This is a genomic window from Stenotrophomonas sp. 1L-E-5-B-C3, from assembly GCF_057292075.1.
In genome coordinates this window covers 51,659-73,637 of the sequence record NZ_JBXAWS010000011.1, presented here as the reverse complement: position 1 = coordinate 73,637, position 21,979 = coordinate 51,659, and the positions used below count along the sequence as shown (strand labels likewise).

General features: G+C 67.4%; 22 protein-coding genes. All 22 read left to right on the top strand.

The window, feature by feature from the left end; genetic code table 11:
- Nucleotides 1-298 precede the first annotated feature (298 nt).
- Nucleotides 299-1,597, top strand: a complete 1,299-nt coding sequence (locus AC0Z6F_RS14755; RefSeq protein WP_012512478.1) for an ABC transporter permease — start codon at nucleotides 299-301, stop codon at nucleotides 1,595-1,597.
- A 1-nt stretch (nucleotide 1,598) separates the two neighbouring features.
- Nucleotides 1,599-2,798, top strand: a complete 1,200-nt coding sequence (locus AC0Z6F_RS14750; protein WP_012512477.1) for an ABC transporter permease — start codon at nucleotides 1,599-1,601, stop codon at nucleotides 2,796-2,798.
- A 128-nt stretch (nucleotides 2,799-2,926) separates the two neighbouring features.
- The gene (locus AC0Z6F_RS14745) at nucleotides 2,927-4,324 is read left to right on the top strand and encodes a cytochrome ubiquinol oxidase subunit I (RefSeq protein ID WP_012512476.1); all 1,398 of its coding nucleotides are present in this window, start codon (nucleotides 2,927-2,929) and stop codon (nucleotides 4,322-4,324) included.
- Between the two features lies 1 nt (nucleotide 4,325).
- The gene (gene cydB, locus AC0Z6F_RS14740) at nucleotides 4,326-5,339 is read left to right on the top strand and encodes a cytochrome d ubiquinol oxidase subunit II (protein WP_012512475.1); all 1,014 of its coding nucleotides are present in this window, start codon (nucleotides 4,326-4,328) and stop codon (nucleotides 5,337-5,339) included.
- 217 nt (nucleotides 5,340-5,556) lie between these two features.
- The gene (locus AC0Z6F_RS14735) at nucleotides 5,557-6,300 is read left to right on the top strand and encodes a beta-ketoacyl synthase chain length factor (RefSeq protein WP_012512474.1); all 744 of its coding nucleotides are present in this window, start codon (nucleotides 5,557-5,559) and stop codon (nucleotides 6,298-6,300) included.
- On the top strand, nucleotides 6,293-7,090 hold the full coding sequence (locus tag AC0Z6F_RS14730) for a lysophospholipid acyltransferase family protein (protein ID WP_006402207.1): 798 nt from the start codon (nucleotides 6,293-6,295) through the stop codon (nucleotides 7,088-7,090). Before AC0Z6F_RS14735 ends, AC0Z6F_RS14730 begins: the two co-directional genes overlap by 8 nt.
- On the top strand, nucleotides 7,077-7,334 hold the full coding sequence (locus AC0Z6F_RS14725; RefSeq protein WP_005411610.1) for a phosphopantetheine-binding protein: 258 nt from the start codon (nucleotides 7,077-7,079) through the stop codon (nucleotides 7,332-7,334). Before AC0Z6F_RS14730 ends, AC0Z6F_RS14725 begins: the two co-directional genes overlap by 14 nt.
- A 17-nt stretch (nucleotides 7,335-7,351) precedes the next feature.
- The gene (locus AC0Z6F_RS14720; RefSeq protein ID WP_006402206.1) at nucleotides 7,352-7,609 is read left to right on the top strand and encodes an acyl carrier protein; all 258 of its coding nucleotides are present in this window, start codon (nucleotides 7,352-7,354) and stop codon (nucleotides 7,607-7,609) included.
- 22 nt (nucleotides 7,610-7,631) lie between these two features.
- Nucleotides 7,632-8,183: a COG4648 family protein gene (locus AC0Z6F_RS14715; RefSeq protein WP_012512473.1), complete on the top strand. Its 552-nt coding sequence runs from the start codon at nucleotides 7,632-7,634 to the stop codon at nucleotides 8,181-8,183.
- Entirely contained in the window at nucleotides 8,176-9,861 is a 1,686-nt protein-coding gene (locus AC0Z6F_RS14710; protein ID WP_012512472.1) for an ApeI family dehydratase, read from the top strand. The genes AC0Z6F_RS14715 and AC0Z6F_RS14710 overlap by 8 nt, the downstream gene beginning before the upstream one ends.
- Nucleotides 9,851-10,621, top strand: a complete 771-nt coding sequence (locus AC0Z6F_RS14705) for a glycosyltransferase family 2 protein (RefSeq protein ID WP_012512471.1) — start codon at nucleotides 9,851-9,853, stop codon at nucleotides 10,619-10,621. Before AC0Z6F_RS14710 ends, AC0Z6F_RS14705 begins: the two co-directional genes overlap by 11 nt.
- Before the next feature lies 1 nt (nucleotide 10,622).
- Nucleotides 10,623-11,564: a lysophospholipid acyltransferase family protein gene (locus tag AC0Z6F_RS14700; protein ID WP_012512470.1), complete on the top strand. Its 942-nt coding sequence runs from the start codon at nucleotides 10,623-10,625 to the stop codon at nucleotides 11,562-11,564.
- Nucleotides 11,554-13,104, top strand: coding sequence for an HAL/PAL/TAL family ammonia-lyase (locus AC0Z6F_RS14695; RefSeq protein ID WP_012512469.1), 1,551 nt, complete (start codon nucleotides 11,554-11,556; stop codon nucleotides 13,102-13,104). Before AC0Z6F_RS14700 ends, AC0Z6F_RS14695 begins: the two co-directional genes overlap by 11 nt.
- Nucleotides 13,091-13,522, top strand: coding sequence for an acyl-CoA thioesterase (locus tag AC0Z6F_RS14690; RefSeq protein ID WP_100469926.1), 432 nt, complete (start codon nucleotides 13,091-13,093; stop codon nucleotides 13,520-13,522). Before AC0Z6F_RS14695 ends, AC0Z6F_RS14690 begins: the two co-directional genes overlap by 14 nt.
- Entirely contained in the window at nucleotides 13,519-14,148 is a 630-nt protein-coding gene (locus tag AC0Z6F_RS14685) for an outer membrane lipoprotein carrier protein LolA (protein ID WP_197582010.1), read from the top strand. Before AC0Z6F_RS14690 ends, AC0Z6F_RS14685 begins: the two co-directional genes overlap by 4 nt.
- Nucleotides 14,120-16,495: an MMPL family transporter gene (locus AC0Z6F_RS14680; RefSeq protein WP_050767043.1), complete on the top strand. Its 2,376-nt coding sequence runs from the start codon at nucleotides 14,120-14,122 to the stop codon at nucleotides 16,493-16,495. Before AC0Z6F_RS14685 ends, AC0Z6F_RS14680 begins: the two co-directional genes overlap by 29 nt.
- A 53-nt stretch (nucleotides 16,496-16,548) precedes the next feature.
- Nucleotides 16,549-17,799 (top strand): NAD(P)/FAD-dependent oxidoreductase, encoded by a 1,251-nt coding sequence (locus AC0Z6F_RS14675; RefSeq protein WP_012512465.1) that lies wholly within the window; start codon nucleotides 16,549-16,551, stop codon nucleotides 17,797-17,799.
- The gene (locus tag AC0Z6F_RS14670; protein ID WP_012512464.1) at nucleotides 17,787-18,344 is read left to right on the top strand and encodes a DUF3261 domain-containing protein; all 558 of its coding nucleotides are present in this window, start codon (nucleotides 17,787-17,789) and stop codon (nucleotides 18,342-18,344) included. Before AC0Z6F_RS14675 ends, AC0Z6F_RS14670 begins: the two co-directional genes overlap by 13 nt.
- Nucleotides 18,341-19,525 (top strand): beta-ketoacyl-ACP synthase, encoded by a 1,185-nt coding sequence (locus AC0Z6F_RS14665; RefSeq protein ID WP_012512463.1) that lies wholly within the window; start codon nucleotides 18,341-18,343, stop codon nucleotides 19,523-19,525. Before AC0Z6F_RS14670 ends, AC0Z6F_RS14665 begins: the two co-directional genes overlap by 4 nt.
- Nucleotides 19,522-19,977 (top strand): hotdog family protein, encoded by a 456-nt coding sequence (locus AC0Z6F_RS14660; protein ID WP_032129169.1) that lies wholly within the window; start codon nucleotides 19,522-19,524, stop codon nucleotides 19,975-19,977. The genes AC0Z6F_RS14665 and AC0Z6F_RS14660 overlap by 4 nt, the downstream gene beginning before the upstream one ends.
- On the top strand, nucleotides 19,974-20,705 hold the full coding sequence (locus tag AC0Z6F_RS14655) for a 3-ketoacyl-ACP reductase FabG2 (RefSeq protein ID WP_057497835.1): 732 nt from the start codon (nucleotides 19,974-19,976) through the stop codon (nucleotides 20,703-20,705). The genes AC0Z6F_RS14660 and AC0Z6F_RS14655 overlap by 4 nt, the downstream gene beginning before the upstream one ends.
- Nucleotides 20,705-21,943, top strand: a complete 1,239-nt coding sequence (locus AC0Z6F_RS14650) for a beta-ketoacyl-ACP synthase (protein ID WP_485617508.1) — start codon at nucleotides 20,705-20,707, stop codon at nucleotides 21,941-21,943. Before AC0Z6F_RS14655 ends, AC0Z6F_RS14650 begins: the two co-directional genes overlap by 1 nt.
- Nucleotides 21,944-21,979 lie beyond the last annotated feature (36 nt).

Sequence of the window (21,979 nt, the reverse complement as noted above, 5' to 3'; positions counted from 1 at the left end):
CTGATTCTGGACGCTTTTTCCTCCAACACCCGATCAGATGGCCAGGCATCGGGCGTTGTCTGCAAATCGACAGTTGGTCTTCCGCGTCAGATTCCGTCACCTCGGTCTCGTCATCAGTGTCGGTGGCTCTATCCAGGACCTACGAGCTGCGTGTGTTTCCTGAGGAAAGTTGCAAATTCCATGTCTCCACTTGAGGCGCAGTTTCACAATCAGAGATTCTCAACCATCAGTTTCCAGGGGTATGGAGTGAGAATCACATGGACAGGTGCGCGAGTAAGCCAATGCCGGATGCAGTTGGATGATGCTCTACTACATCCAGCTTTCGCTCGCCCGATTCAAGCAGCGAATCGGCACTCATCTGGCAATCGCTCTCATGCTGGGTGCGGGGGTAGGGATCACCACCGTGATGCTTTCCATTGTTCTCCAGGCATCGTCGGATCCCGCTCCAGGCCGGAGCTCGGCATTGTTCCGCCCCTACCTTGACGCGCGTCCAGATGCACTGCGCAGTGGCTCTCCGGATCCTGGCCAGGCACTGACCTGGCCAGACGCGAAGGTGCTTCTGAACCAAGGCCGGACGTGGAAGCAGGCAGCAATGGCAGGGGGCGCGGTGACGCTCTCCCGGCCGGGAGAGCCCAGCGCAAGACTGCGTGCCAGGTTCGCCACGTCCGAAGTCTTCAGTGTCCTTGGCATTGCCGTTGTTCAAGGGCGCGCATGGACCGCCGAGGAGGGGCATGCTGCGAGCCGAATCGTGGTTCTGTCGCGTGCGCTCGCAGCGCGCGAGTGTGCACAGGACTGCGTTGGTCATCGGTTGGAACTGGGTAGACGCGCCTACACCGTGGTGGGTGTCGCGGAGGATTGGCATCCGGTGCCAATGTTTCAGGGAGATCTCACACGCAGGCCGTTTGTGGAACCTGACGAGATCTACCTGCCGGTTGAAACCGCAATCGCAGACAAACTGACTGTTGTGGACGGGACGGCGATCTGGGGTGGTGACCAGGACACGGATCCTGCAGGGGCCAATGTTTCCTGGCTTCAATTGTGGGCGTGGCTGCCCACCGCAGATGATGTCGCCGCTTACCGCGCGAATCTGAACGCCTATGCGCAGGAGAAGGGGCTTCGGATCGAGCCAGGCGCCCAGCAGGTGGCACTCTGGCCGTTGATGGATTGGCTGGACAGGCTGGGATTGGTTCCGGAGCAGGCCAGGATGCAGCTTCGGTTGTCGCTGATCCTTCTCGGCGTGTGCATCGTCAACGCGGCGGCGCTGCTGAGCTTCAGTCTGGGGCGCCGTCGGCGGGAGCTCGCGATTCGACGTGCACTGGGAGCGCGACGCCGAGACGTGTTCATCCAGCTCATGTGGGAATCCATCGCGGCGGGCGTCGCAAGCAGTGCGCTCGCTGTCGTCACCTATACGCTGGGAATCCGGGTGGTTGCTGCGGGAGACGTTCTGCCCAGCGCGATAACAGCGATGCATGCCGGAGCAGTGCTGATGGCGGTTGGTCTGGGAGTCGTCACGACGCTGCTCTGTTCATTGGTCCCATCGTTTGGAATCTGCAGGGTCAGCTCACTGTCGAGTGCCTTCGCGAAGGGGGCTGCCTGAAATGTTCGAATCAATGAGGGAGACTCGACGACATCTGGGAAGCGCCGCACTGCTTGCAGTGCAGGCTGCGCTTGCAAGCCTGGCATGTGCGTTCGCACTGCAATCTGTGCTGGACAGCTTCGCCAGATTGAACACCCGCAGCATCCGGGACGCAGTATCGATTGGTGTGGTCAGGGTCTCGGATGTCGAAGAAGGCGCTGATGCTGCAGTGCTGCGGGCAGACCTGTCCGCGATCCGGCTGCCCGGTGTTCAGGACACGGTTGTGAGCGACGCTGTTCCGTTCGGGGGAAGAGCCCATCGATACGGCGTGTGCACCAGCGAGTCGGCCATGGCGTACTCGATGAACGCGGGTACGACAGACGTTGCTGGATGTGATCGCATTCCCGTGGCAACTGCCAGCTCTGGCTTGCTGGCGATGCTGGGCGCGGGAATCGTCCTGGGACGGGATGCCACAGAGGACGACATGGCTGAAGGTGCTCCGATAGTGCTGATCAGTGAAGCGCTGGCTGCCCGTCTGTTCGGAACGGAGAGTGCTGTTGGCCGCCACCTGTATTTCGGCCCCGGCAGCAGCCGGGTCATCGTGGGCGTATTTGCGTCTGTTGCTGGACCGGCACCAGGAGGCAATGAGCGGGACTCGCAGTGGGCGCTGCTTCCGGGCCTTCCCACGGGCGCCAGTCGCTATTATCTGGCGAAGTGGAAGTCGGAGGTTGATCGTTCATCGCTTGATCGCACTGTCGATGCGCTGCAGCGGCCCTATCGGATCGTGAATTCGACCGGTGTCGAGACGCTGGCGGGATATCGCGACGCCTACGTCAAAGCTGATCGCTTCGCTACGACCGTGCTCGCGGTCATGACGGCCATCGTTCTCGGTGTGCTGATGGCCGGGGTTTCCGGAGTCGTAGGCGCCTGGCTTGATCGGCGCCGGCACTCCATTGGGGTTCGACGGACACTCGGTGCTCGCGGCTCAGTGATCTTTGCCGAAATCATGTTCGAAGTTTCACTGTTCACCACACTGGGCGCCCTGCTCGGCGCGTTGTCGTTGCAGTGGATAGGGCCGCCACAGGATGGCATCACAGGTTCACTGTGGTTCTCGATATCGAGCGCTGTCGTACTGGTGATGGCGGCCTGCTTGACTGCATTGGTACCCCGGGCCCTGCGAATCGCCAAGGAGCCGCCCTTGACCTTGCTGAAGCCCCTGTAGCCCGTTCATTCTGTCATCCAGCTTCCCTGCGACAAAGTGAAGCAGCGCGTCACCCGGTCGCATCCCGTTTTAACAATATCCACCTAAAGTGGTGCGGTATCCCACCGGCAGCTGGCAGGAGGCGTCCCTTGGACGCGTTGTTGTTGTCCCGGATCCAGTTCGGATTCGTCATCAGTTTCCACGTGCTGTTCCCCGCCTTCACCATCGGTACGGCCAGCTGGCTGGCCTTCATCGAATGGCGGTGGCTGCGCACGAAGTTGCCCGTGTGGCGCGAGCTGTATTTCTTCTGGCAGAAGATCTTCGCCGTGTCGTTCGGCATGGGCGTAGTCAGCGGCATCGTCATGGCCTTCCAGTTCGGCACCAACTGGCCACGATTGAGCGAGGTGGCCGGTACGGTCATCGGTCCGTTGCTGACCTATGAGGTGCTGACCGCGTTCTTCCTGGAAGCCAGCTTCCTCGGCGTGATGATGTTCGGCTGGGGCCGGGTCTCGCCGCGCCTGCATTTCTTCTCCACCTGCATGGTGGCGCTGGGCACGCTGTTCTCCACGTTCTGGATCCTGTCGTCCAACAGCTGGCTGCATACACCGGCCGGCTACGAGATGGTCAACGGCATCGTGCATCCGGTGGACTGGTGGCAGGTGGTGTTCAACCCCTCGTTCCCCTATCGCCTGGCCCACATGGCGCTGGGCTCGTTCATCACCACCTGTTTCGTGATCGGTGGCGTCGGCGCGTGGTACCTGCGCAAGGGCACACATGTCGAGGCCGGACGGCGCATGCTGATCGCGGCGGTGGCGTTCGCCGCACTGACCGTGCCGGTACAGATCTTCGTCGGCGACATGCATGGACTGAACACGCTCAAGCATCAGCCGATGAAGATCGCGGCGATGGAAGCGCACTGGCATGAAACCCAGGAAGGCGAGGGCGTGCCGCTGGTGGTGTTCGCGCTGCCGAACGAGAAGGAAGAGCGCAACGACTTCGAAGTGGCGATTCCGAAGCTGGGCAGCGTGATCCTCACCCACAGCCTGGACGGCACCTTCGATCCGCTCACCTCGGTGCCGGCCAGCGAGCGGCCGCCGGTGACGCCAGTGTTCTTTGCCTTCCGCATCATGGTCGGGCTGGGCACGTTGATGCTGCTGCTGGCCTGGGTGTCAGCGTTCCAGCTCTGGCGGAAGAAGCTGCTGGATTCGCCGTGGCTGCTGCGCGGCTGGAACTGGATGCTGCCGAGCGGCTTCATCGCTCTTCTGTCGGGCTGGTTCGTCACCGAGATGGGGCGCCAGCCGTGGGTGGTGTATGGCGTGCTGCGCACCGCTGATGCGGTCGGCCCGCAGAGTGCGTGGATGACTGCGTTGTCGCTGGGTGTCTATGTGGTTGGCTATGCCTTCGTGTTCGGCTGGGGCATCTGGTACCTGGTGAAGATCCTGCGCCATGGGCCGCAGCCGTATGCCGAGGGGCCGTCGCTGGACCACGGCAGCCACACCCCGGCGCGTCCGTTGTCGGCGGCCGATGAACCGCTGGAGGAGCGCTGACATGGACCTGATGACCTGGCTGCCGGTGGCGTGGTTCGCGGTGATCGGCTTCGGCGTGCTGATGTACGTGGTGCTGGACGGCTTCGTGCTCGGCATCGGCATCCTTGCCCCGTTCGCCGAGGACGAGGAACAGCTGGACCTGATGATGAACACCGCCGCGCCGATCTGGGACGGCAACGAGACCTGGCTGGTGCTCGGTGGCGCCGGCCTGCTGGCGGCGTTCCCAAAGGCGTATGCGGTGCTGCTGTCGGCGCTGTACCTGCCGGTGCTGCTGCTGGTGGTGGCGCTGGTGTTCCGCGGTGTGGCCTTCGAGTTCCGCTTCAAGGCGCATCGATCGCGCCGGCTGTGGAGCGTGGCGTTCGGCCTCGGTTCGTTGTTGGCCACGTTTGCCCAGGGCGTGATCCTCGGCACCCTGGTGCAGGGCATCCCGCTGGTGGACGGTGTCTATCAGGGCGGGCCGTTTGCCTGGTTCAGCCCGTTCGCGATGCTGACCGGTGCCGCGCTGGTGGCCGGCTATGCGCTGCTGGGCAGCACCTGGCTGATCCTGAAGACCGAGGGGCGCGTGCAGGCGCTGGCGCGGCAGATGACCCGGCCACTGGTGGTGGCGGTGATCGCGGCGATGGGCCTTGTGAGCAGCTGGCTGCCGTTCCTCGATTCGCGGTTGATGGATCGCTGGTTCAGCGACGGCAACTTCTGGTGGCTGTCACCGGTGCCGCTGCTGACCCTGGTGGTGGCCGCCGCGCTGTGGCGCAGTGCCACTCACCCGCGCCGTGACCTGCCGCCGTTCCTGCTCAGCCTGGCCCTGTTCGTGCTCGGCTTCCTCGGCCTGGTACTGGGCATGTGGCCTTATCTGCTGCCACCGTCGATGACCCTGTGGCAGGCCGCCGCGCCGGCGTCGTCGCTGGGCTTCACGCTGGTCGGGCTGGTCATATTGCTGCCGGTCATCCTCGGCTATACGGCGTGGTCCTACCGGGTATTCCGCGGCAAGGTGCACGCCGACACCGGTTACCACTGATCGATTGAACACGGGGCCTGCCGTTGCCGGGCCCCGTGTTGGGGAATGTGAAACCTGCACACCCTGCGCGGGACGTGCTAGCGTGCGCTCCTTTCCGGCGGCCAGGGGGGCAGCCGGCGACGTCCTGGACGGACGCACGGCTGCAGGAACGGGGGGCCGCCGCGCGTCGCTGTAATGGCTCGTGCCTATCGTTCTCCCGTTGAAGCACCATCGCTAAATGATCGAATTCTCCATCGTCGACTGGGCTGCCTGGGCGCCCGGCCTGAGTGAGCGTAGCCAGTGGCTGGGCTGGGCCGATGCGCCGTACCTGCCGCATGGCGCGGACACGCCGGCGCTGGCCGAAGTGCCGGCGATGCAGCGCCGCCGCATCGAGCGGCTGGGCCGGATGGCGATCCAGGCCGCGTGCTGGTGCGAGGACGGGCAGGGCGCCGACAGTGACGTGCCGCTGGTGTTCGCCAGCCGCCACGGCGATGTCGCCCGCTCGATGGACCTGTTGGGTGCGTTGGCCGCCGACGAGCCGTTGTCGCCGACCGGATTCGGTCTGTCTGTGCACAACGCGATCGCGGCGCTGTACTCGATCGCCCGCGGCCACCGCGGCAACTACCTGGCGCTGGCGGCGGGCCAGGCCACCGTGGAGACGGCCTGCCTGGAGGCCGTCGGCCTGCTGGCCGACGGTGCCCGCGAGGTGCGGGTGGTGGTCTATGAGTCGCCACTTCCGGAAATTTACGCGACGTTCGCCGACGAACCCGACCCGTTCTTTGCCTGGTGCTGGCGCCTGACCGCCCCGGCAGAGGGCCGACCGACGCTGTCGCTGCAGTGGCAGCAGGCCGACGCCCAGGCCAGCACTGCGCCCGGCCTGCTGCCGCATGCGCTGGACCTGCACCGGTTCCTGTTGTCCGGCGCGCCGGCGCTGGAACACGTGGCCCACGGCCAGCGCTGGCGCTGGAGCCGCCGTGGCTGAGCTGCTGCGCCGCCTCGACCATGCCTGGCGGGTGTTTGGCACCGGCCTGAGCTTTGTCGCATTTGGCCTCGGCGGCCTGCTGCTGGGCGTGCTGGTGATGCCGGTGCTGCTGCTGATGCGCGACCCGGTGGTCCGCCGCCGCCGGGCCCGCCGCGTGGTCCAGGCCGCCTTCGCCAGCCATCTGCGGCTGATGCGCGGGCTGGGGGTGATGACCTACGAGATCGAGGGCGGTGAACGCCTGCAGCGCGACGGCCTGCTGGTGCTGGCCAACCACCCGACCCTGATCGACGTGGTCTGCCTGATCTCGCTGCTGCCCAACGCCGACTGCGTGGTCAAGCGGGCCGTGGCCTGCAACCCGTTCATGCGCGGTCCGGTACGGGCCGCCGGCTACATCTCCAATGACGACGGCGCCGGCCTGGTCGATGACTGCGTGGCCGCGGTGCATGCCGGCGGCACCCTGGTCATCTTCCCGGAGGGCACCCGCAGCGTGCCAGGGCAGCCACCACGGCTGCAGCGCGGGGCCGCCAACATCGCCGTGCGGGGCCGCCTGGACGTCACCCCGGTGCGGATCACCTGCAGCCCGCCAACGCTGACCAAGGGGCAGAAGTGGTATCGTGTCCCCTCACGTCGCTTTCACGTTCGGCTGCAGATCGGCGAAGATATCCCGATCGCGCCATTTCTGGCCGAAGACGACTCGCCAAGGGGGGATGCCTTGGCAGCCCGTCGCGTCACCGAGCACCTTTCTCGTTATTTCGACCTGTCTGGAGATCCGAACCGTGCAAGCACTTGAGCACGAGATCAAGGAATTGATCATTTCCTCCCTTTCGCTGGAGGACATCACGCCGGAGGACATCGATCCGACCGCCCCACTGTTCGTCGAGGGTCTCGGCCTGGATTCGATCGACGCGCTGGAGCTGGGCCTGGCGCTGCAGAAGAAGTACGGTGTGAGCCTCTCGGCCGATTCGGAAGAAACCCGTCGCCATTTCTCCAGCGTGCGCGCGCTCGGCGAGTTCGTCGCCGCCCGCCAGTCGTAACGGTGCCAGGACCTGCCATGACCAAGAATGAACTGTTCGAACGCATCGTCAGCATCCTGACCGACAGCTTCGAGATCGAAACCGCCCGGATCACCCCGGAGGCCCGCCTGTACGACGACCTGGACATCGACAGCATCGACGCGGTCGACCTGATCGTGCAGCTCAAGCCGCTGCTCGGCCGCAACCTGCAGCCGGAAGCGTTCAAGGCCGTGCGTACCGTGCAGGACATCGTCGATGTGGTGCACAGGCTGCTGCCGGACCAGGCAGCAGCCTGACCGCAGCGCCGGCGGCTCCACCATGGCACGCGCACGCACGGTCGTGGTGGCTGCGATCTCGCTGGCCTACCCGGTGCTGGTGTACCTGGCGATGGGCCGCTTCGAGCCACGCTGGCTGTCGCTGCTGCTGTTCACCCTGGCCCTGCTGCGCGCGCTGAGTACGCGCCAGCCGCTGTGGTGGGCCGCGGCAGCCGGCACCGGCCTGCTGGCGGTGCTGGCCACCGTGCTCAACCAGGCCCTGCCGCTGAAGCTGTACCCGGCGCTGGTCAACGCAGTGATGCTGGCGGTATTCGGCACCAGCCTGCGTTTCGGCCCGCCGCTGGTGGAACGCCTGGCTCGGCTGCAGGAACCGGACCTGCCCCCGTTCGCGGTGGCCTATACCCGCCGCGTCACCCAGGTGTGGTGCGGCTTCTTCGTTCTCAACGGCAGCCTGGCCCTGCTGACCGCGCTGTACGCGTCGGACCGGGTCTGGATGCTCTACAACGGATTGTTGGCGTACGTGATGATGGGCGTGTTGTTCGCAGGTGAGTGGCTGGTGCGGCGGCGGGTGAAGGCGGCGCACGCGCATGGCTGAGTGGATTGCTCTGGACCGGCTGCTGCTGGAGGCGCGGCCGCATCGAAGCGTTGGCGTCTGCGATGGCGAGGTGATCGACCACGCCTGCTTCCGCCAGCGCGTACTGGCCTGGCGCGCCGCGTTTGCGGCGGCCGAAGGCCGTGACTGGGCCTTGTATTTCGATGATGCGGTGGCCTTTGCCGCTGCGTTGTTCGGTGCCTGGCATGCCGGCAAGCGGGTGTTCCTGGCCGCCGACAACCTGCCGGCCACGCTGCAGGCGCTGCAGCCGCAGGTGAGTGGTTTCGCAGGCGACGTGTCCGCCGATTACCGCCCGCTGGCGGCGCTGGGCGCCACATCGGACGAGGGTCTTCAGGCGCTGGACGAGCGCGCCTGCGAGCTGTGCGTGTTCACCTCCGGCAGCACCGGACAGCCCAGTGCGATCAACAAGCGCATGGACCAGCTGACGCGCGAGGTGGACGCACTGCAGGCTGCGTTCGGCACGCAGCTGGAAGGCGTGCAGGTGCATGGCACGGTGTCCCACCAGCACATCTATGGCCTGCTGTTCCGCGTGCTGTGGCCGCTGGCCGCCGGCCGCCTGATCCATCCACGCCGGTTCTTCCATGAGGACCTGGTGGGCGCGCTGGCCGGTACCGACACGGTGCTGGTCGCGACCCCTGCCCACCTCAAGCGCCTGCCCGAGCAGCTTGACTGGGCCAGCCTGCATGGCCGCCTGCGTGCCGTGTTCTCCTCTGGCGGCCCGCTGCCGGAAGAAGCCGCACGCCAGGTGCGTCAGTGGCTGGGCGTGGCCCCGACCGAGGTCTATGGCAGCAGCGAGACCGGCGGCATCGCCTGGCGCCGCTGGGACACCGACCTGCCGCCGTGGCAGCCGCTGCCCGGCGTGCAGTGGCGCATTGAGGAGGGCTGCCTGGCGGTGGCCTCCGCACATCTGGAAACCCCGGATTGGTGGCGTACCCAGGACCGCGTTGAAGCGTTGGCCGATGGCCGCTTCCGCCTGCTGGGCCGCGCCGACCGCATCGTCAAGATCGAAGAACGCCGCGTTTCACTGGATGCGCTGGAACGTGCGCTGCGCGAAGACGCCGAAGTGGATGACGTGCGCGTGCTGGTGCTGCCCGGGCAGCGCGAGCAGCTGGCCGCGGTGGTGGTACCGGCCGATCCGACGCTGCTGGAGGGCGGTGAGGCCGCGCGCCGCGCGCTGGGCCAGCGCCTTGGCGCACGCCTGGCACAGGCTCATGACGCGGTCACCCGACCGCGCCGCTGGCGGCTGGTGCCGGCGTTGCCGATCAACGCACAGGGCAAGGTCACCCAGGCGGCACTGGCAGCGCTGTTCCAGCCGCTGATGCCGGTGCCGGTCTGGGATCACCGTGATGCTGCCAGCGCCACGCTGCGGATGACTCTGGACCCGGCGCTGCGACCATTCCAGGGCCACTTCCCGCAGGCGGCGATCCTCCCCGGCGTGGCGCAGCTGGACTGGGCGGTGCGTTTTGGCCGCCAGGTGTTCGCGATGCCGGCAGCATTCCTGCGCATGGATGCGGTGAAGTTCCAGCACGTGGCCCGCCCGGGTGAAGAGCTGACCCTGCAGCTGGACTGGGATGCCACACGCAGCGTGCTGGCCTTCCGTTACACCTCCAGCCACGGTGTGCATGCCAGCGGCAAGGTGGTCTTCGCCGATGCGGACTGATCCGGCCGTTGCCGGTGCCGCGTTCGCGCCACTGGTGGTGATTCCCGTCTACGACCACGAGCATGCCATCGCGGCGGTGGTCGACGGCGTGCAGGCCGCCGGCCTGCCGTGCCTGCTGGTCGACGATGGCTCGCATGAGGCGTGCGCGGCAGCACTGCGTTCGCTGGCACAGCGCCAGGGCGTCGACCTGCTGCGCCTGGACATCAACCAGGGCAAGGGCGGGGCGATGCTGGCCGGTTTCGCCGAAGCCGGCGCGCGTGGCTACAGCCACGTGCTGCAGATCGATGCCGACGGCCAGCACGATACCGCTGACCTGCCACGCTTCATCGAAGCGGCGCGCGCCCATCCCGAGGCGGTGATCTGTGGCATTCCGGCCTACGACGCCAGCGTTCCCAAGGCGCGTTTGTACGGCCGCTACGCCACCCACATCTGGGTCTGGATCAACACGCTGTCGCTGCACCTGCGCGACACCATGTGCGGCTTCCGCGTGTATCCACTGCCGCCAGTGCTGCGCCTGGTCGGCGAAGAGACCATCGGCCGGCGCATGGATTTCGATACCGAAGTGATGGTGCGCCTGTACTGGCGGCAACTGCCGGTCGAGCACCTGGCCACGCGCGTGACCTATCCATCCGATGGCGTGTCGCACTTCGATGTGTGGCGCGACAACGTGCGCATCAGCCGCATGCACACCCGCCTGTTCTTCGGCATGCTCTGGCGCGCACCGCGCCTGCTGTGGCGCCGCCTGCGGGGACAGCACTGAGATGGCGGCCGCGCAGGGTGCCCCGCACTGGGCCGACATCGGCGAATCCACCTCGGTGGCCGGCGTGCTGTTCCTGTGCTGGGTGCACCGCTGGTTCGGGCGCTGGCCATTCCGCCTGTGCGTGTGGCCGGTGGTGGCCTGCCATTGGCTGGGCAACCGTGTCGGTCGCCAGGCCTCGATGCAGTACCTGCAGCGGCTGCAGGCGCACAGCGGCGTGCTGGGCCGTGCGCCGACCCGGCGCGACAGCCTGCGCCACTTCTTCGCCTTCGCCGACACGATGCTGGACAAGATCCTCGGCCTGGGCGGGCGCTATCCGGCCGAACGCATCCATCTGCATCGCGACCTGGTGCTGGAGAAGATCGCGCGCCGCGAAGGCGGGCTGATCCTCACCGCGCACATCGGCTGCCTGGAACTGTGCCAGGTGCTGGCCGAACAGGTGCCGGGTTTCCGCATCACCGTGCTGGTGCACACCGCGCATGCACAGCGCTTCAACCGCCTGCTGCAGCGGCTGGACCCGCTGGCGGCGGTGGAGCTGGTGCAGGTAACCGAAATGGGCCCGGCCACGGCAATGATGCTGGCCGAGCGCGTGGCGGCCGGTGGCTTCGTCGCTATCGTCGGCGACCGCACGCCGGTGCAGGGCGGCCGCAGCGTCACCGCCGATTTCCTTGGCCACCGCGCGCCGTTCCCGATCGGCGCCTACGTGCTCGCTGCCGCGCTGGGCTGCCCGGTCTACACGATGGCCTGCCTGCACCAGGGCGAGGGCTATCGCGTGGCATTTGAACAGTTCGCCGACCGCATCGTGCTGCCGCGTGGCTCGCGCGACGCCGCGCTGGCCGAACAGGCACAGCGCTTCGCGCGCTGGCTGGAACTCCAGGTCATCCAGTCCCCGTTGGACTGGTTCAATTTCTTCCCCTTCTGGGATCAGGCTCCGCATGACGACTGACGCCGTACCCGTGTGCCGCTTTGGCGATGCACCGTTGACCATTGAAGACGTGGTTGCCCTGGCCCAGCGCCAGTGCGACGCCGCCCTGAGCGACGCGCCGGTGTTCCGCGCGCACATCCAGCGCGGTGCCGACTTCCTCGACCGCCTGCTGCGCGAGGACGGTGTGATCTATGGCGTGACCACCGGCTACGGTGACTCGTGCACGGTGAACATCCCGCCGGCGCTGGTGGCTGAGCTGCCGCACCACCTGTACACCTACCACGGCTGTGGCCTGGGCCGTTACCTGGACCCGGTCGAGACCCGTGCGGTACTGGCCGCGCGCCTGGCGTCGCTGGTGCGCGGCATGTCCGGTGTCAGTGTGCCGCTGCTGGAAGGCCTGGCCACGCTGCTGCAGCACGATGTACTGCCGATGATTCCGGCCGAAGGCTCGGTCGGTGCCAGTGGCGACCTGACCCCGCTGTCGTACGTGGCCGCTGTGCTGTGCGGCGAGCGCGAGGTGCTGCACGACGGCCGCGTGCAGCCGGCGGCGGATGTGCTGGCGAAGATCGGCATGACCCCGCTGAAGCTGCGACCGAAGGAAGGCCTGGCGATCATGAACGGCACCGCGGTGATGACCGGCCTGGCATGCCTGGCCTGGCAGCGCGCCGATTACCTTGCGCGCATGGCCACGCGGCTGACTGCGTTCAACGTGCTGGCCAGCGACGGCAACGCGCATCACTTCGACGAAACCCTGTTCGCCGCCAAGCCGCACCCGGGCCAGGGCCGCATCGCCGCGCGCCTGCGCAGCGACCTGCACAGCGAGCGTCCGCCGCGCAATGAACAGCGCCTGCAGGACCGCTACTCGCTGCGCTGCGCGCCGCATGTGATCGGCGTGCTGGAAGACAGCCTGCCGTTCCTGCGCCAGCTGATCGAAACCGAGCTGAACAGCGCCAACGACAACCCGCTGATCGACGCCGATGGCGAGCGCATCCTGCACGGCGGCCACTTCTACGGCGGCCACATCGCGCTGGCGATGGACACCCTGAAGAACACCGTGGCCAACGTCGCCGATCTGCTCGACCGGCAGCTGGCGCTGGTGGTCGACGCCCGCTACAACCATGGCCTGCCGGCCAACCTGTCGGCGGCCACCGGCCCGCGCGCAGCCATCAACCATGGCCTGAAGGCGCTGCAGATCAGCGTTTCGGCCTGGACCGCCGAAGCGTTGAAGCAGACCATGCCGGCCAGCGTGTTCTCGCGTTCCACCGAATGCCACAACCAGGACAAGGTCAGCATGGGCACCATTGCCGCGCGCGATTGCCTGCGCGTGATCGAGCTGACTGAACAGGTTGTGGCCGCGATGCTGGTCGCTGCCCGCCAGGGCTTGGCGCTGCGCGAACGGGTTGGCCTGAACGCGCAGCTGCATGGCAGTCTGGCCGACATGTACGCCGACCTGGGGCAGCGCATCGCCCTGGTTGAAGAAGACCGCGCGCTGGATCGCGAACTGCGGGAGCTGCTGGTGGAGATCCGCGCGCAACGTTGGGAGCTGTATGCCGGTGAATGAAGCAATCGAACGGGTCGGCGAGATTTCGCTGACCCCGGCCTTCCATGACTGCGATCCGATGAACGTGGTCTGGCATGGCAACTACTTCAAGTACTTCGAGATCGCGCGCTGCGCGCTGCTCGGGCGCTACGACTACGACTACCCGCAGATGCTTGAATCGGGCTACCTGTGGCCGGTGGTCGATGCGCGGGTGAAGTATGTGCGCCCACTGCTGTTCAACCAGGCCCTGCGCGTGATCGCGCGCATCGTGGAATGGGAGAACCGGCTGAAGATCGAGTACGAAATTATCGATGCGCAGAGCGGCCAGGTGCTGACCCGTGCGATGACCATCCAGGTCGCGGTGGACGCGGCCAGCAAGGAAATGTTGTACCAGTGCCCGCCGGTACTGTGGGAACGCCTGGGAGTGCCCGCGCCATGAACCGAGCGAACCGTTTTGCGCGCGCACTGCTGTGCGCGTTGCTGCTGCTGGCCGCACCGCTGGTGCAGGCGGCCGACCCCGCCATCGATGCGATCACCCAGGCGGTGGCGCGGCCGGACGTGCTGCGTGGCCAGTTCAGCCAGGAAAAGCAGGTCAGCGGCTTCAAGAACCCGCTGCGTTCTCAGGGCCGGTTCGTGGTCGCGCGCCAGCACGGCGTGATCTGGTCCACGCTCAAGCCGTTCCCCTCCGAGGTGGTGGTCACCGCCGACCGCATCCTCAGCCGCCAGCGCGATGGCAGCGCCCGCGTCGAACTCGATGCACGGCAGCAACCGGCGATGCGTTCGGTGAACGCGATCATGTTCGCGCTGATGAGTGGCGACGTGCAGGCGCTGTCCAGCCAGTTCAACGTGGCGGCCAGTCGTGAAGGGCAGGGCTGGCGGCTGCGGCTGACGCCGAAGTCGGCGATGCTGGCCAAGGCTTTCGAATCGCTGACCCTGCAGGGCGACCGCTATGTGCGCCAGGTCGAGATCGTGGAGGCCAACAAGGACCGCACGCAGATCCAGTTCAGCGCGTTGAGCGAGACGCCGGCCACGCTCAATGCCGACGAGGCCCGCCGCTTTGAGTGAGGCCGCGGCATCGAACGCACCGGACCGGTTGCGACGCTGGTGGCACTGGCTGGGCATCGCCTGGCTGCTGGTGCTGGTGGTACTGGGCGCGCAGCAGTGGCACCTGTGGAGCCAGCAATCGCGGATCGACACCGACATCCTCGCCCTGCTGCCGCAGGATGCACACGACCGCCTGTTGAGCGATGTCACCCGGCGCATCGCCGACGGCAGCTCGCGGCAGGTGGTCGTGCTGCTGGGCAGCAAGGACGGTGCTGTCGCCAAGCGTGCGCAGGCGGCTTTTGCCGCAGCCATGGCCAAGGACGCCGATCACGCCCTGCTGGTACCCAGCGGCTCGATCGAAGGCTGGTTCGATGAGGCGCGCGCGTTCTACGCGCCGTACCGTGACCGCCTGCTGACACCTGCACAGCGCGAGCAGCTGCAGGGCAGCGAGCCGGGCGCGTTGGCCGAACAGGCGTTGGCCGCGCTGTACGGCCCGATGGGCGCGCCGCGCCTGACCGACTGGCGGCAGGACCCGTTGTCGCTGTGGCCGCAGTGGTGGCAGCAGCAGGCGCAGGGTTCGGGACTGCGGCTGGGCGATGACGGCCTGCTCGAAGCCGAGGACAAGCATTGGGCCGCGCTGCAGTTCGACACGCCGGGTTCGGCGTTCCAGCTCGACGGCGAACGCCATCTCGATGGCCTGCTGGAACGTGCCGGGCAGGCAGCAAAAGCGGCCGCTCCGGATCTGGAGATCCTGCATGCCGGCGTGCCACTGCACGCCGAAGCGGCCGCGGTGCAGGCCAACCAGGAGATCAACACCATCGGTTGGGGGTCGCTGGCGGCGGTGCTGCTGCTGGTGTGGCTGGCATTCCGCTCGCTGCGGCCGATCCTGCTGGTGGCCGCCTCGCTGCTGATCGGCTGTGGTGTGGCGCTGGCGGTGACCGTGCTGGTGTTTGGCAAGGTGCACGTGCTGACTCTGGTATTTGGTGCGTCGCTGGTGGGCGTGGCCGAGGACTACGGCATTCACTGGTTCGCCTCGCGCCAGGCCGAGCCGGCCGATCGTCGCTGGAAACTGCTGCGGCATCTGCTGCCTGGCCTGTGGCTGGCCCTGCTGACCAGTGCGCTGGCCTACCTGGCATTGGGCCTGGCCCCGTTCCCGGGCCTGCGCCAGATGGCGCTGTTCTCGGTGGTCGGCCTGGCTGCCGCCTTCCTCACGGTGATCTTCTGGTTCCCGTGGCTGGATGGTGGCGAGATCCGCCAGACCCGCTTCTCGCAGTGGCTGGGCAACACGCTGGAGCGTTTCCCGCGCCTGCATGGCCGCCGCGCGGTGACGATGTTCGTGGTGATCACGCTGGCACTGTCTGCCATCGGCATCGCGCGCCTGCAGAGCAACGACGACCTGCGCAGCCTGCAGTCGTCGCCGCCGGCATTGATGGCGCAGCAGATCCGCCTGAGCCAGTTGCTGGGCATGCCCAGCCCGGCGCAGTTCTACCTGGTGCAGGGTGCCGATGCCGCGCAGCTGCTGCAGCGCGAAGAAGCGCTGACCGAACGCCTGCGTGTATTGGCCAACGACAAGCGCATTGGTGGCTATCGCGCGATCAGCGATTGGCTGCCGTCGCCGTCGCGCCAGCAGGCCGATGCCGCGCTGACCGCGAGGGTGGAACCCAGCGTGCTGTCGGCCGTGTCCGAGGCCGTGGGCGAGCCGCTGCAGCGACCGCAGTTCGCGGCCGCACCACTCAGCGCCGAAGCCTTCCTGGCCTCGCCGGCGTCGCAGCCGTTCCGCCACCTGTGGGTGGGCGAGGTCGGTGGGCAGATGATCAGCGTGGTGATGGTCGATGACCTGTCGCGCGCCGATGCGCTGGCCACCCTGCAGGGCGCGGCCGAAGGCCTGCCGGGTGTGCGCTGGGTGGACCGTACTGCCGACTTCTCCACGCTGCTGGGCCACTACCGCAAGCTGATGGGTGGGCTGCTGCTGGTCGGCATCGCGCTGGTGTTCGGCGCGCTGTGGCTGCGCTACCGCGGCCAGGCCTGGCGCGTGTTCGCGCCGACCCTGATTGCCGGTGCCTTGACCCTGGGCCTGCTGGGTCTGTTCGGCCAGCCGCTGCAGCTGTTCAACGTGCTGGCACTGATGCTGCTGCTGGGCATGGGCATCGACTACGGCATCTTCCTGATCGAGCACCGTGGCGATGCCAGCGCCTGGCTGGCAGTGTGCGTGGGCGCGGCCAGCACCTGGCTGTCGTTCGGCCTGCTGGGCCTGTCGCAGACCCCGGCGCTGCGCGCGTTCGGCCTGACGCTGCTGTTCGGCATCGGCCTGGTCTGGTTGATCTCGCCGCTGTTCCGGCCGCCGCCACATGACCTGCCGCCAGCTTGAACCTGTCTTCTGACTTCCTTCTTTCCACCTGATCGAGCAACAAGGACGCACCGATGAATACTGCTGTGGATGCTGTCGAACGTACTGAAATCCTGATCATCGGTGCGGGCCCGGCCGGCTCGGTGGCCGCGGCGATGCTGCGCCAGCAGGGCCGCCAGGTGCTGATGCTGGAGCGCCAGCAGTTCCCGCGTTTCTCCATCGGTGAAAGCCTGCTGCCGCAGAGCATGGAGTACATCGAGGCTGCCGGCCTGTTGCAGGACGTGGTCGAAGCGGGCTTCCAGCACAAGAACGGCGCGGCCTTCGTGCATGGCGAGGCGCGCACCGCGTTCGACTTCAGGAAGAAGTTCTCGCCGGGTTGGGGCACGACCTACCAGGTGCAGCGCGCCGACTTCGACAACGTGCTGGCGCGCGGTGCCGAACGCATGGGCACCACGCTGCGCTTCGGTGATGAAGTGCTGTCGGTTGAAGCGGGCGAGCAGCCGGCGGTGACCGTGCGCCGTCCGGACGGCAGCGAGTACCGCATCGAAGCCGATTTCATCCTCGATGCATCCGGTTTCGCACGCCTGCTGCCGCGCCTGCTGCAGCTGGAATCGCCGTCCAACTTCCCGGTGCGCGGCGCGATCTTCTGCCACGTGCGGGACAACATTCCGGCCGAAGCGGACTTCGATCGCAACAAGATCCTGATCACCACCCATCCCGAGCACATCGACGTCTGGTACTGGACGATCCCGTTCTCCAACGGCTGCTGCTCGCTGGGCGTGGTCGCCGAGCCGTCGTTCTTCGAACGCTACGAAGGCGACGACCTGCAGAAGCTGCGGGCCATCGTCGGCGAGGACCCCAACCTGACCCGGCTGCTGGCCAACGCCGAATGGGCGGTGCTGCCGGTGCGCCGCATCACCGGTTACTCGGCCAATGTCAGCTCGTTGTGGGGCCCGGGCTACGCCCTGCTGGGCAATGCCGGCGAGTTCCTCGACCCGGTGTTCTCCTCCGGCGTCACCATCGCCTTCAAGTCCGCGCAGCTGGCCAGCGAATGCCTGGCGCGCCGCTATGCCGGCGAAACCGTCGACTGGGAAGCTGAATTCTCGATCCCGCTGCGTGCTGGCGTGAAGACCTTCCGCCGCTTCGTTGAAAGCTGGTACGAGGGCGGCTTCCAGAAGATCATCTACCACCCGCAGCAGCAGCCCGAAGTACGCGACATGATCAGTTCCATCCTGGCCGGCTACGCCTGGGACACCAACAACCCGTATGTGGCCGACGAAAGCGGCCGCCGCATGCGCGTGCTGGAGCAGCTGTGCAGCGCCTGATCGCCCGTACCGCGGCCGTGCTGCTGTGCCTGGTGCTGGCCGCCTGTGCCGGCCGCATGCCCAAGCCATTGGTGGAACTGCCGCCGCTGCGCCTGTCGCCGGCCAGCCTGCCGGCGCCGCTGGCATTGCAGCAGCAGCTGCATTTCCGTTTCGGTACGCATGAGCGCGACCTGGATGCTCTGCTGGAAGCCGATGCGCAGCAGGTGCAGCTGGCGGTGCAGGCGATGGGCCAGACCGGCGTGCGCCTGCAGTGGGACGGCCAGCAGCTGACCCAGCAGCGCGCACCGTGGCTGCCGCCGCAGGTACGTGCCGAGCGTGTGCTGGATGACCTGCAGTTCGCGCTGTGGCCGACCGCGGCCATTGCCGCCGCGCTGCCGGCCGGCTGGCAGGTCAGCGATGACGGCCGACAGCGCAGCCTGTCGCGCGACGGCACGGTGTGGCTGCAGCTGCAGCGCCTGGACGATGGCAGCGTGCAGCTGGACAACCGCGCCGAAGGCTATGCGCTGCGCATCGAATCGATCGACATGGCCGGGCAGGACCGATGAGTGCACCGATCTACCTGAACGACCTGGGCGTAGTCTGCGCGCTCGGCGATGGCCGCGCCGCGGTCGCGTCGGCGATGTTCGCCGATGTGCCGGGCGGGCTCAGCGACAACGACAGCCTGCTGCCGGGGCGCACCCTGGCGCTGGGAGAGGTGCGCACGCCGCTGCCGGCGCTGGAGGACCTGCCGGTGGCCCTGCGCGGGCGCAACAACGCCCTGCTGGACGTGGCACTGGCGCAGATCGCACCAGCGGTGGCCGCCGCGATCGCCCGCCATGGTGCCGAGCGTGTGGCGGTGGTGCTGGGCACCAGCACCTCGGGCATTGGTGAATCCGAGCAGGCCCTGCGCACCCACGCCGAACAGGGCCAGTGGCCGCAGGGCTTCGATTACGCCCAGCAGGAAATGGGCACCGCCGCGCAGTTCGTGCGCCAGCGCAGTGGTGCACAGGGGCCGGCATGGACCCTGTCCACCGCCTGCTCGTCCAGCGCCAAGGCGCTGATGTCGGCCGCGCGCATGCTGCGCGCCGGCATCGTCGATGCGGTGATTGCCGGCGGTGCCGATTCGCTGTGCCGCTTCACCGTGGCCGGCTTCAGCGCGTTGGAATCGGTGTCGGCACTGCGCTGCAATCCGTTCTCGCAGCACCGCGCCGGCATCAACATCGGCGAGGGCGCCGCGCTGTTCCTGCTTACCCGCGAGCCGGGTCCGGTGTGCCTGGCCGGGTGGGGCGAATCGGCCGATGCCCATCACATGTCCGCCCCCGATCCGCAGGGGATGGGTGCCATCGACGCCCTGCAGCAGGCGCTGCTGCGCGCCGGCTGGGGTGCCGACGAAGTGGATTACGTGAACCTGCATGGCACCGCCACCGGGCACAACGATGCGATGGAAAGCCTGGCGGTCTCGCAGGTGCTGGGCAATGGCGTGCCGGCCAGTTCGACCAAGCCGCTGACCGGCCATACGCTGGGTGCCTCGGGCGCGATCGAGGCGGCGCTGTGCTGGATCCTGCTGGCCGAGAACCCACAGCAGCAGCTGCCGCCGCACTGGTGGGACGGCGTGCCCGACCCCGCACTGCCGGTGCTGCCGCTGGTCGCGCCGGGCTCCTGCCTGGCGCAGGCGCCGCGGCGGGTGCTGAGCAATTCGTTCGCCTTCGGCGGCAGCAATGCCGTGCTGGCACTGGAGCGTCGATGAACACGCTGTACGCGATCGAGGACGTGGTGCCGCACCGCCAGGACATGTGCCTGCTGGAGCGCATCACGCAGTGGGACCAGGACACCCTCGAGGCTGAACTGGTGGTGCCCGAATCCGGCCTGTTCGTGGAGAACGGCGAAGTGCCGGCGTGGGTCGGCATCGAATACATGGCGCAGGCCATCGCGGCCTGGGCCGGCTGCCGCGCGCGTGCGGCCGGCAAGCCGCCGCAGCTGGGCTTCCTGCTCGGCAGCCGCCGCTACAGTAGCGCGCGCAGCAGCTTCCCCAGCGGTTCGCGGCTGCGCGTACAGGCGCGCTGCGAGCTGTTGGGTGACAATGGATTGGGGATGTTCGCCTGCCGCATCCTGGCAGGTGAGGACGAATGGGCGACAGCCAACGTGTCGGTGTTCGAACCGGCCGACGCGATGGCCTATCTGGAGAGTGGACAGGCATGACAGGGAATCGAAGCGTGCTGGTGACCGGCGCCAGCCGGGGCATCGGCCGGGCCATCGCGCTGCGCATCGCGCGCGATGGCTTCGACGTGGTGGTGCATTGCCGCAGCCGCCTGGAAGAAGCACAGGCCGTGGTGGCCGAGATCCAGGCCTTGGGCCAGCAGGCCCGCGTGCTGGCGTTCGACGTAGCCGACCGCGAGGCCGCACGCGCCGCGCTGGAGGCTGATGTCGAAGCGCACGGCGCGTACTACGGCGTGGTCTGCAATGCCGGCATCGCCCGTGATGGCGCCTTCCCGGCGCTGTCGGCGGAGGATTGGGACCAGGTCATCCACACCAACCTGGATGGCTTCTACAACGTGCTGCATCCGCTGATCATGCCGATGGTGCGGCGGCGCAAGCCGGGCCGCATCGTCACCCTGTCGTCGGTGTCCGGGCTGGCCGGCAACCGCGGCCAGGTCAATTACAGTGCCGCCAAGGCCGGCATCATCGGTGCCACCAAGGCGCTGGCGCTGGAACTGGCCAGCCGCCAGATCACCGTCAACTGCGTGGCCCCGGGCCTGATCGAGACCGAAATGCTCAACGATGAAGTGATCGAACACGCGCTCAAGCTGATTCCCGCCGGCCGCGTCGGTCGTCCCGACGAAGTGGCGGCCACGGTGGCGTTCCTGCTGTCGGAGCCGGCCGGCTACATCACCCGCCAGGTGATCTCGGTGAACGGAGGCATGCTCTGATGGCTGCCGATCGTCGCGTGGTGGTCACCGGTGCCGCTGCCATCAGTCCGCTCGGCCACGACTGGCCCACCATCGAAGCGCACCTGCGCAGCTGCCGCAATGCCGTGCGCACGATGCCCGAATGGGATGTCTATGCCGGCCTGAACACCAAGCTGGCCGCGCCGGCGCAGGACTTCGAGCTGCCGCCGAACTACAACCGCAAGACCACCCGCTCGATGGGCAAGGTCGCGATCATGTCGGTGCGCGCCACCGAGGTGGCGCTGCGCGGGGCCGGCCTGCATGAACACCCGGTGCTGCGCAGTGGCCGCACCGGCGTGGCCTACGGCTCGTCCTCGGGCAGCCACGAGGCCACCGGTGAATTCGGCCGCATGCTCAACGAATTCACCACCGACGGCATCAGTGCCACCACCTACCTGAAGATGATGAGCCACACCGCGCCGGTCAACATCGGTGTGTTCTTTGGTTTGTCCGGGCGCGTCTACACCACCTCCAGTGCCTGCACCTCGGGCAGCCAGGGCGTGGGCGCGGCCTACGAGGCGATCCGCAGCGGCAAGCAGACGGTGATGGTGGCCGGCGGTGCAGAGCAGCTCGATGCCACTGCCGCGGCGGTGTTCGACACTCTGTTTGCCACCAGCGTGCGCAACGATGCGCCGCAGACCACGCCGCGCCCGTTCGATGCCGGCCGTGATGGCCTGGTGCTGGGCGAGGGTGCCTGCACGCTGATCCTGGAAGACCTGGAGCACGCGCAGGCACGTGGCGCCACCATCCTTGCCGAGGTGGTCGGCTACGGCACCAACAGCGATGGCCAGCACGTCACCCAGCCCAGTGCCGACACCATGGCCCAGGCCATGCGCCTGGCGCTGGAGGATGCCGGGCTGGACGCGGCGCAGATCGACTACGTCAACGCCCACGGCACCGCCACCGACCACGGTGACATCGCCGAGACCCAGGCGACCGCGCAGGTGTTCGGCAGCCGCATGCCGATCAGCTCGCTGAAGAGCTACGTCGGCCACATGCTGGGTGCCTGCGGTGCGTTCGAGGCCTGGATGAGCATCGAGATGATGCGCGCCGGCTGGTTCGCCCCCACTCTGAACCTGGCCGAGGTCGATCCACGCTGTGGCCAGCTCGACTTCATCACCGGCCAAGGCCGCGAACTGCAGGCCGAGTACGTGATGAGCAACAACTTCGCCTTCGGCGGCATCAACACCTCGCTGGTGTTCCGCCGCTGGCGCGAGTGATCCACCGCCCCACCACGGCTGTTCCCGCAACCTACC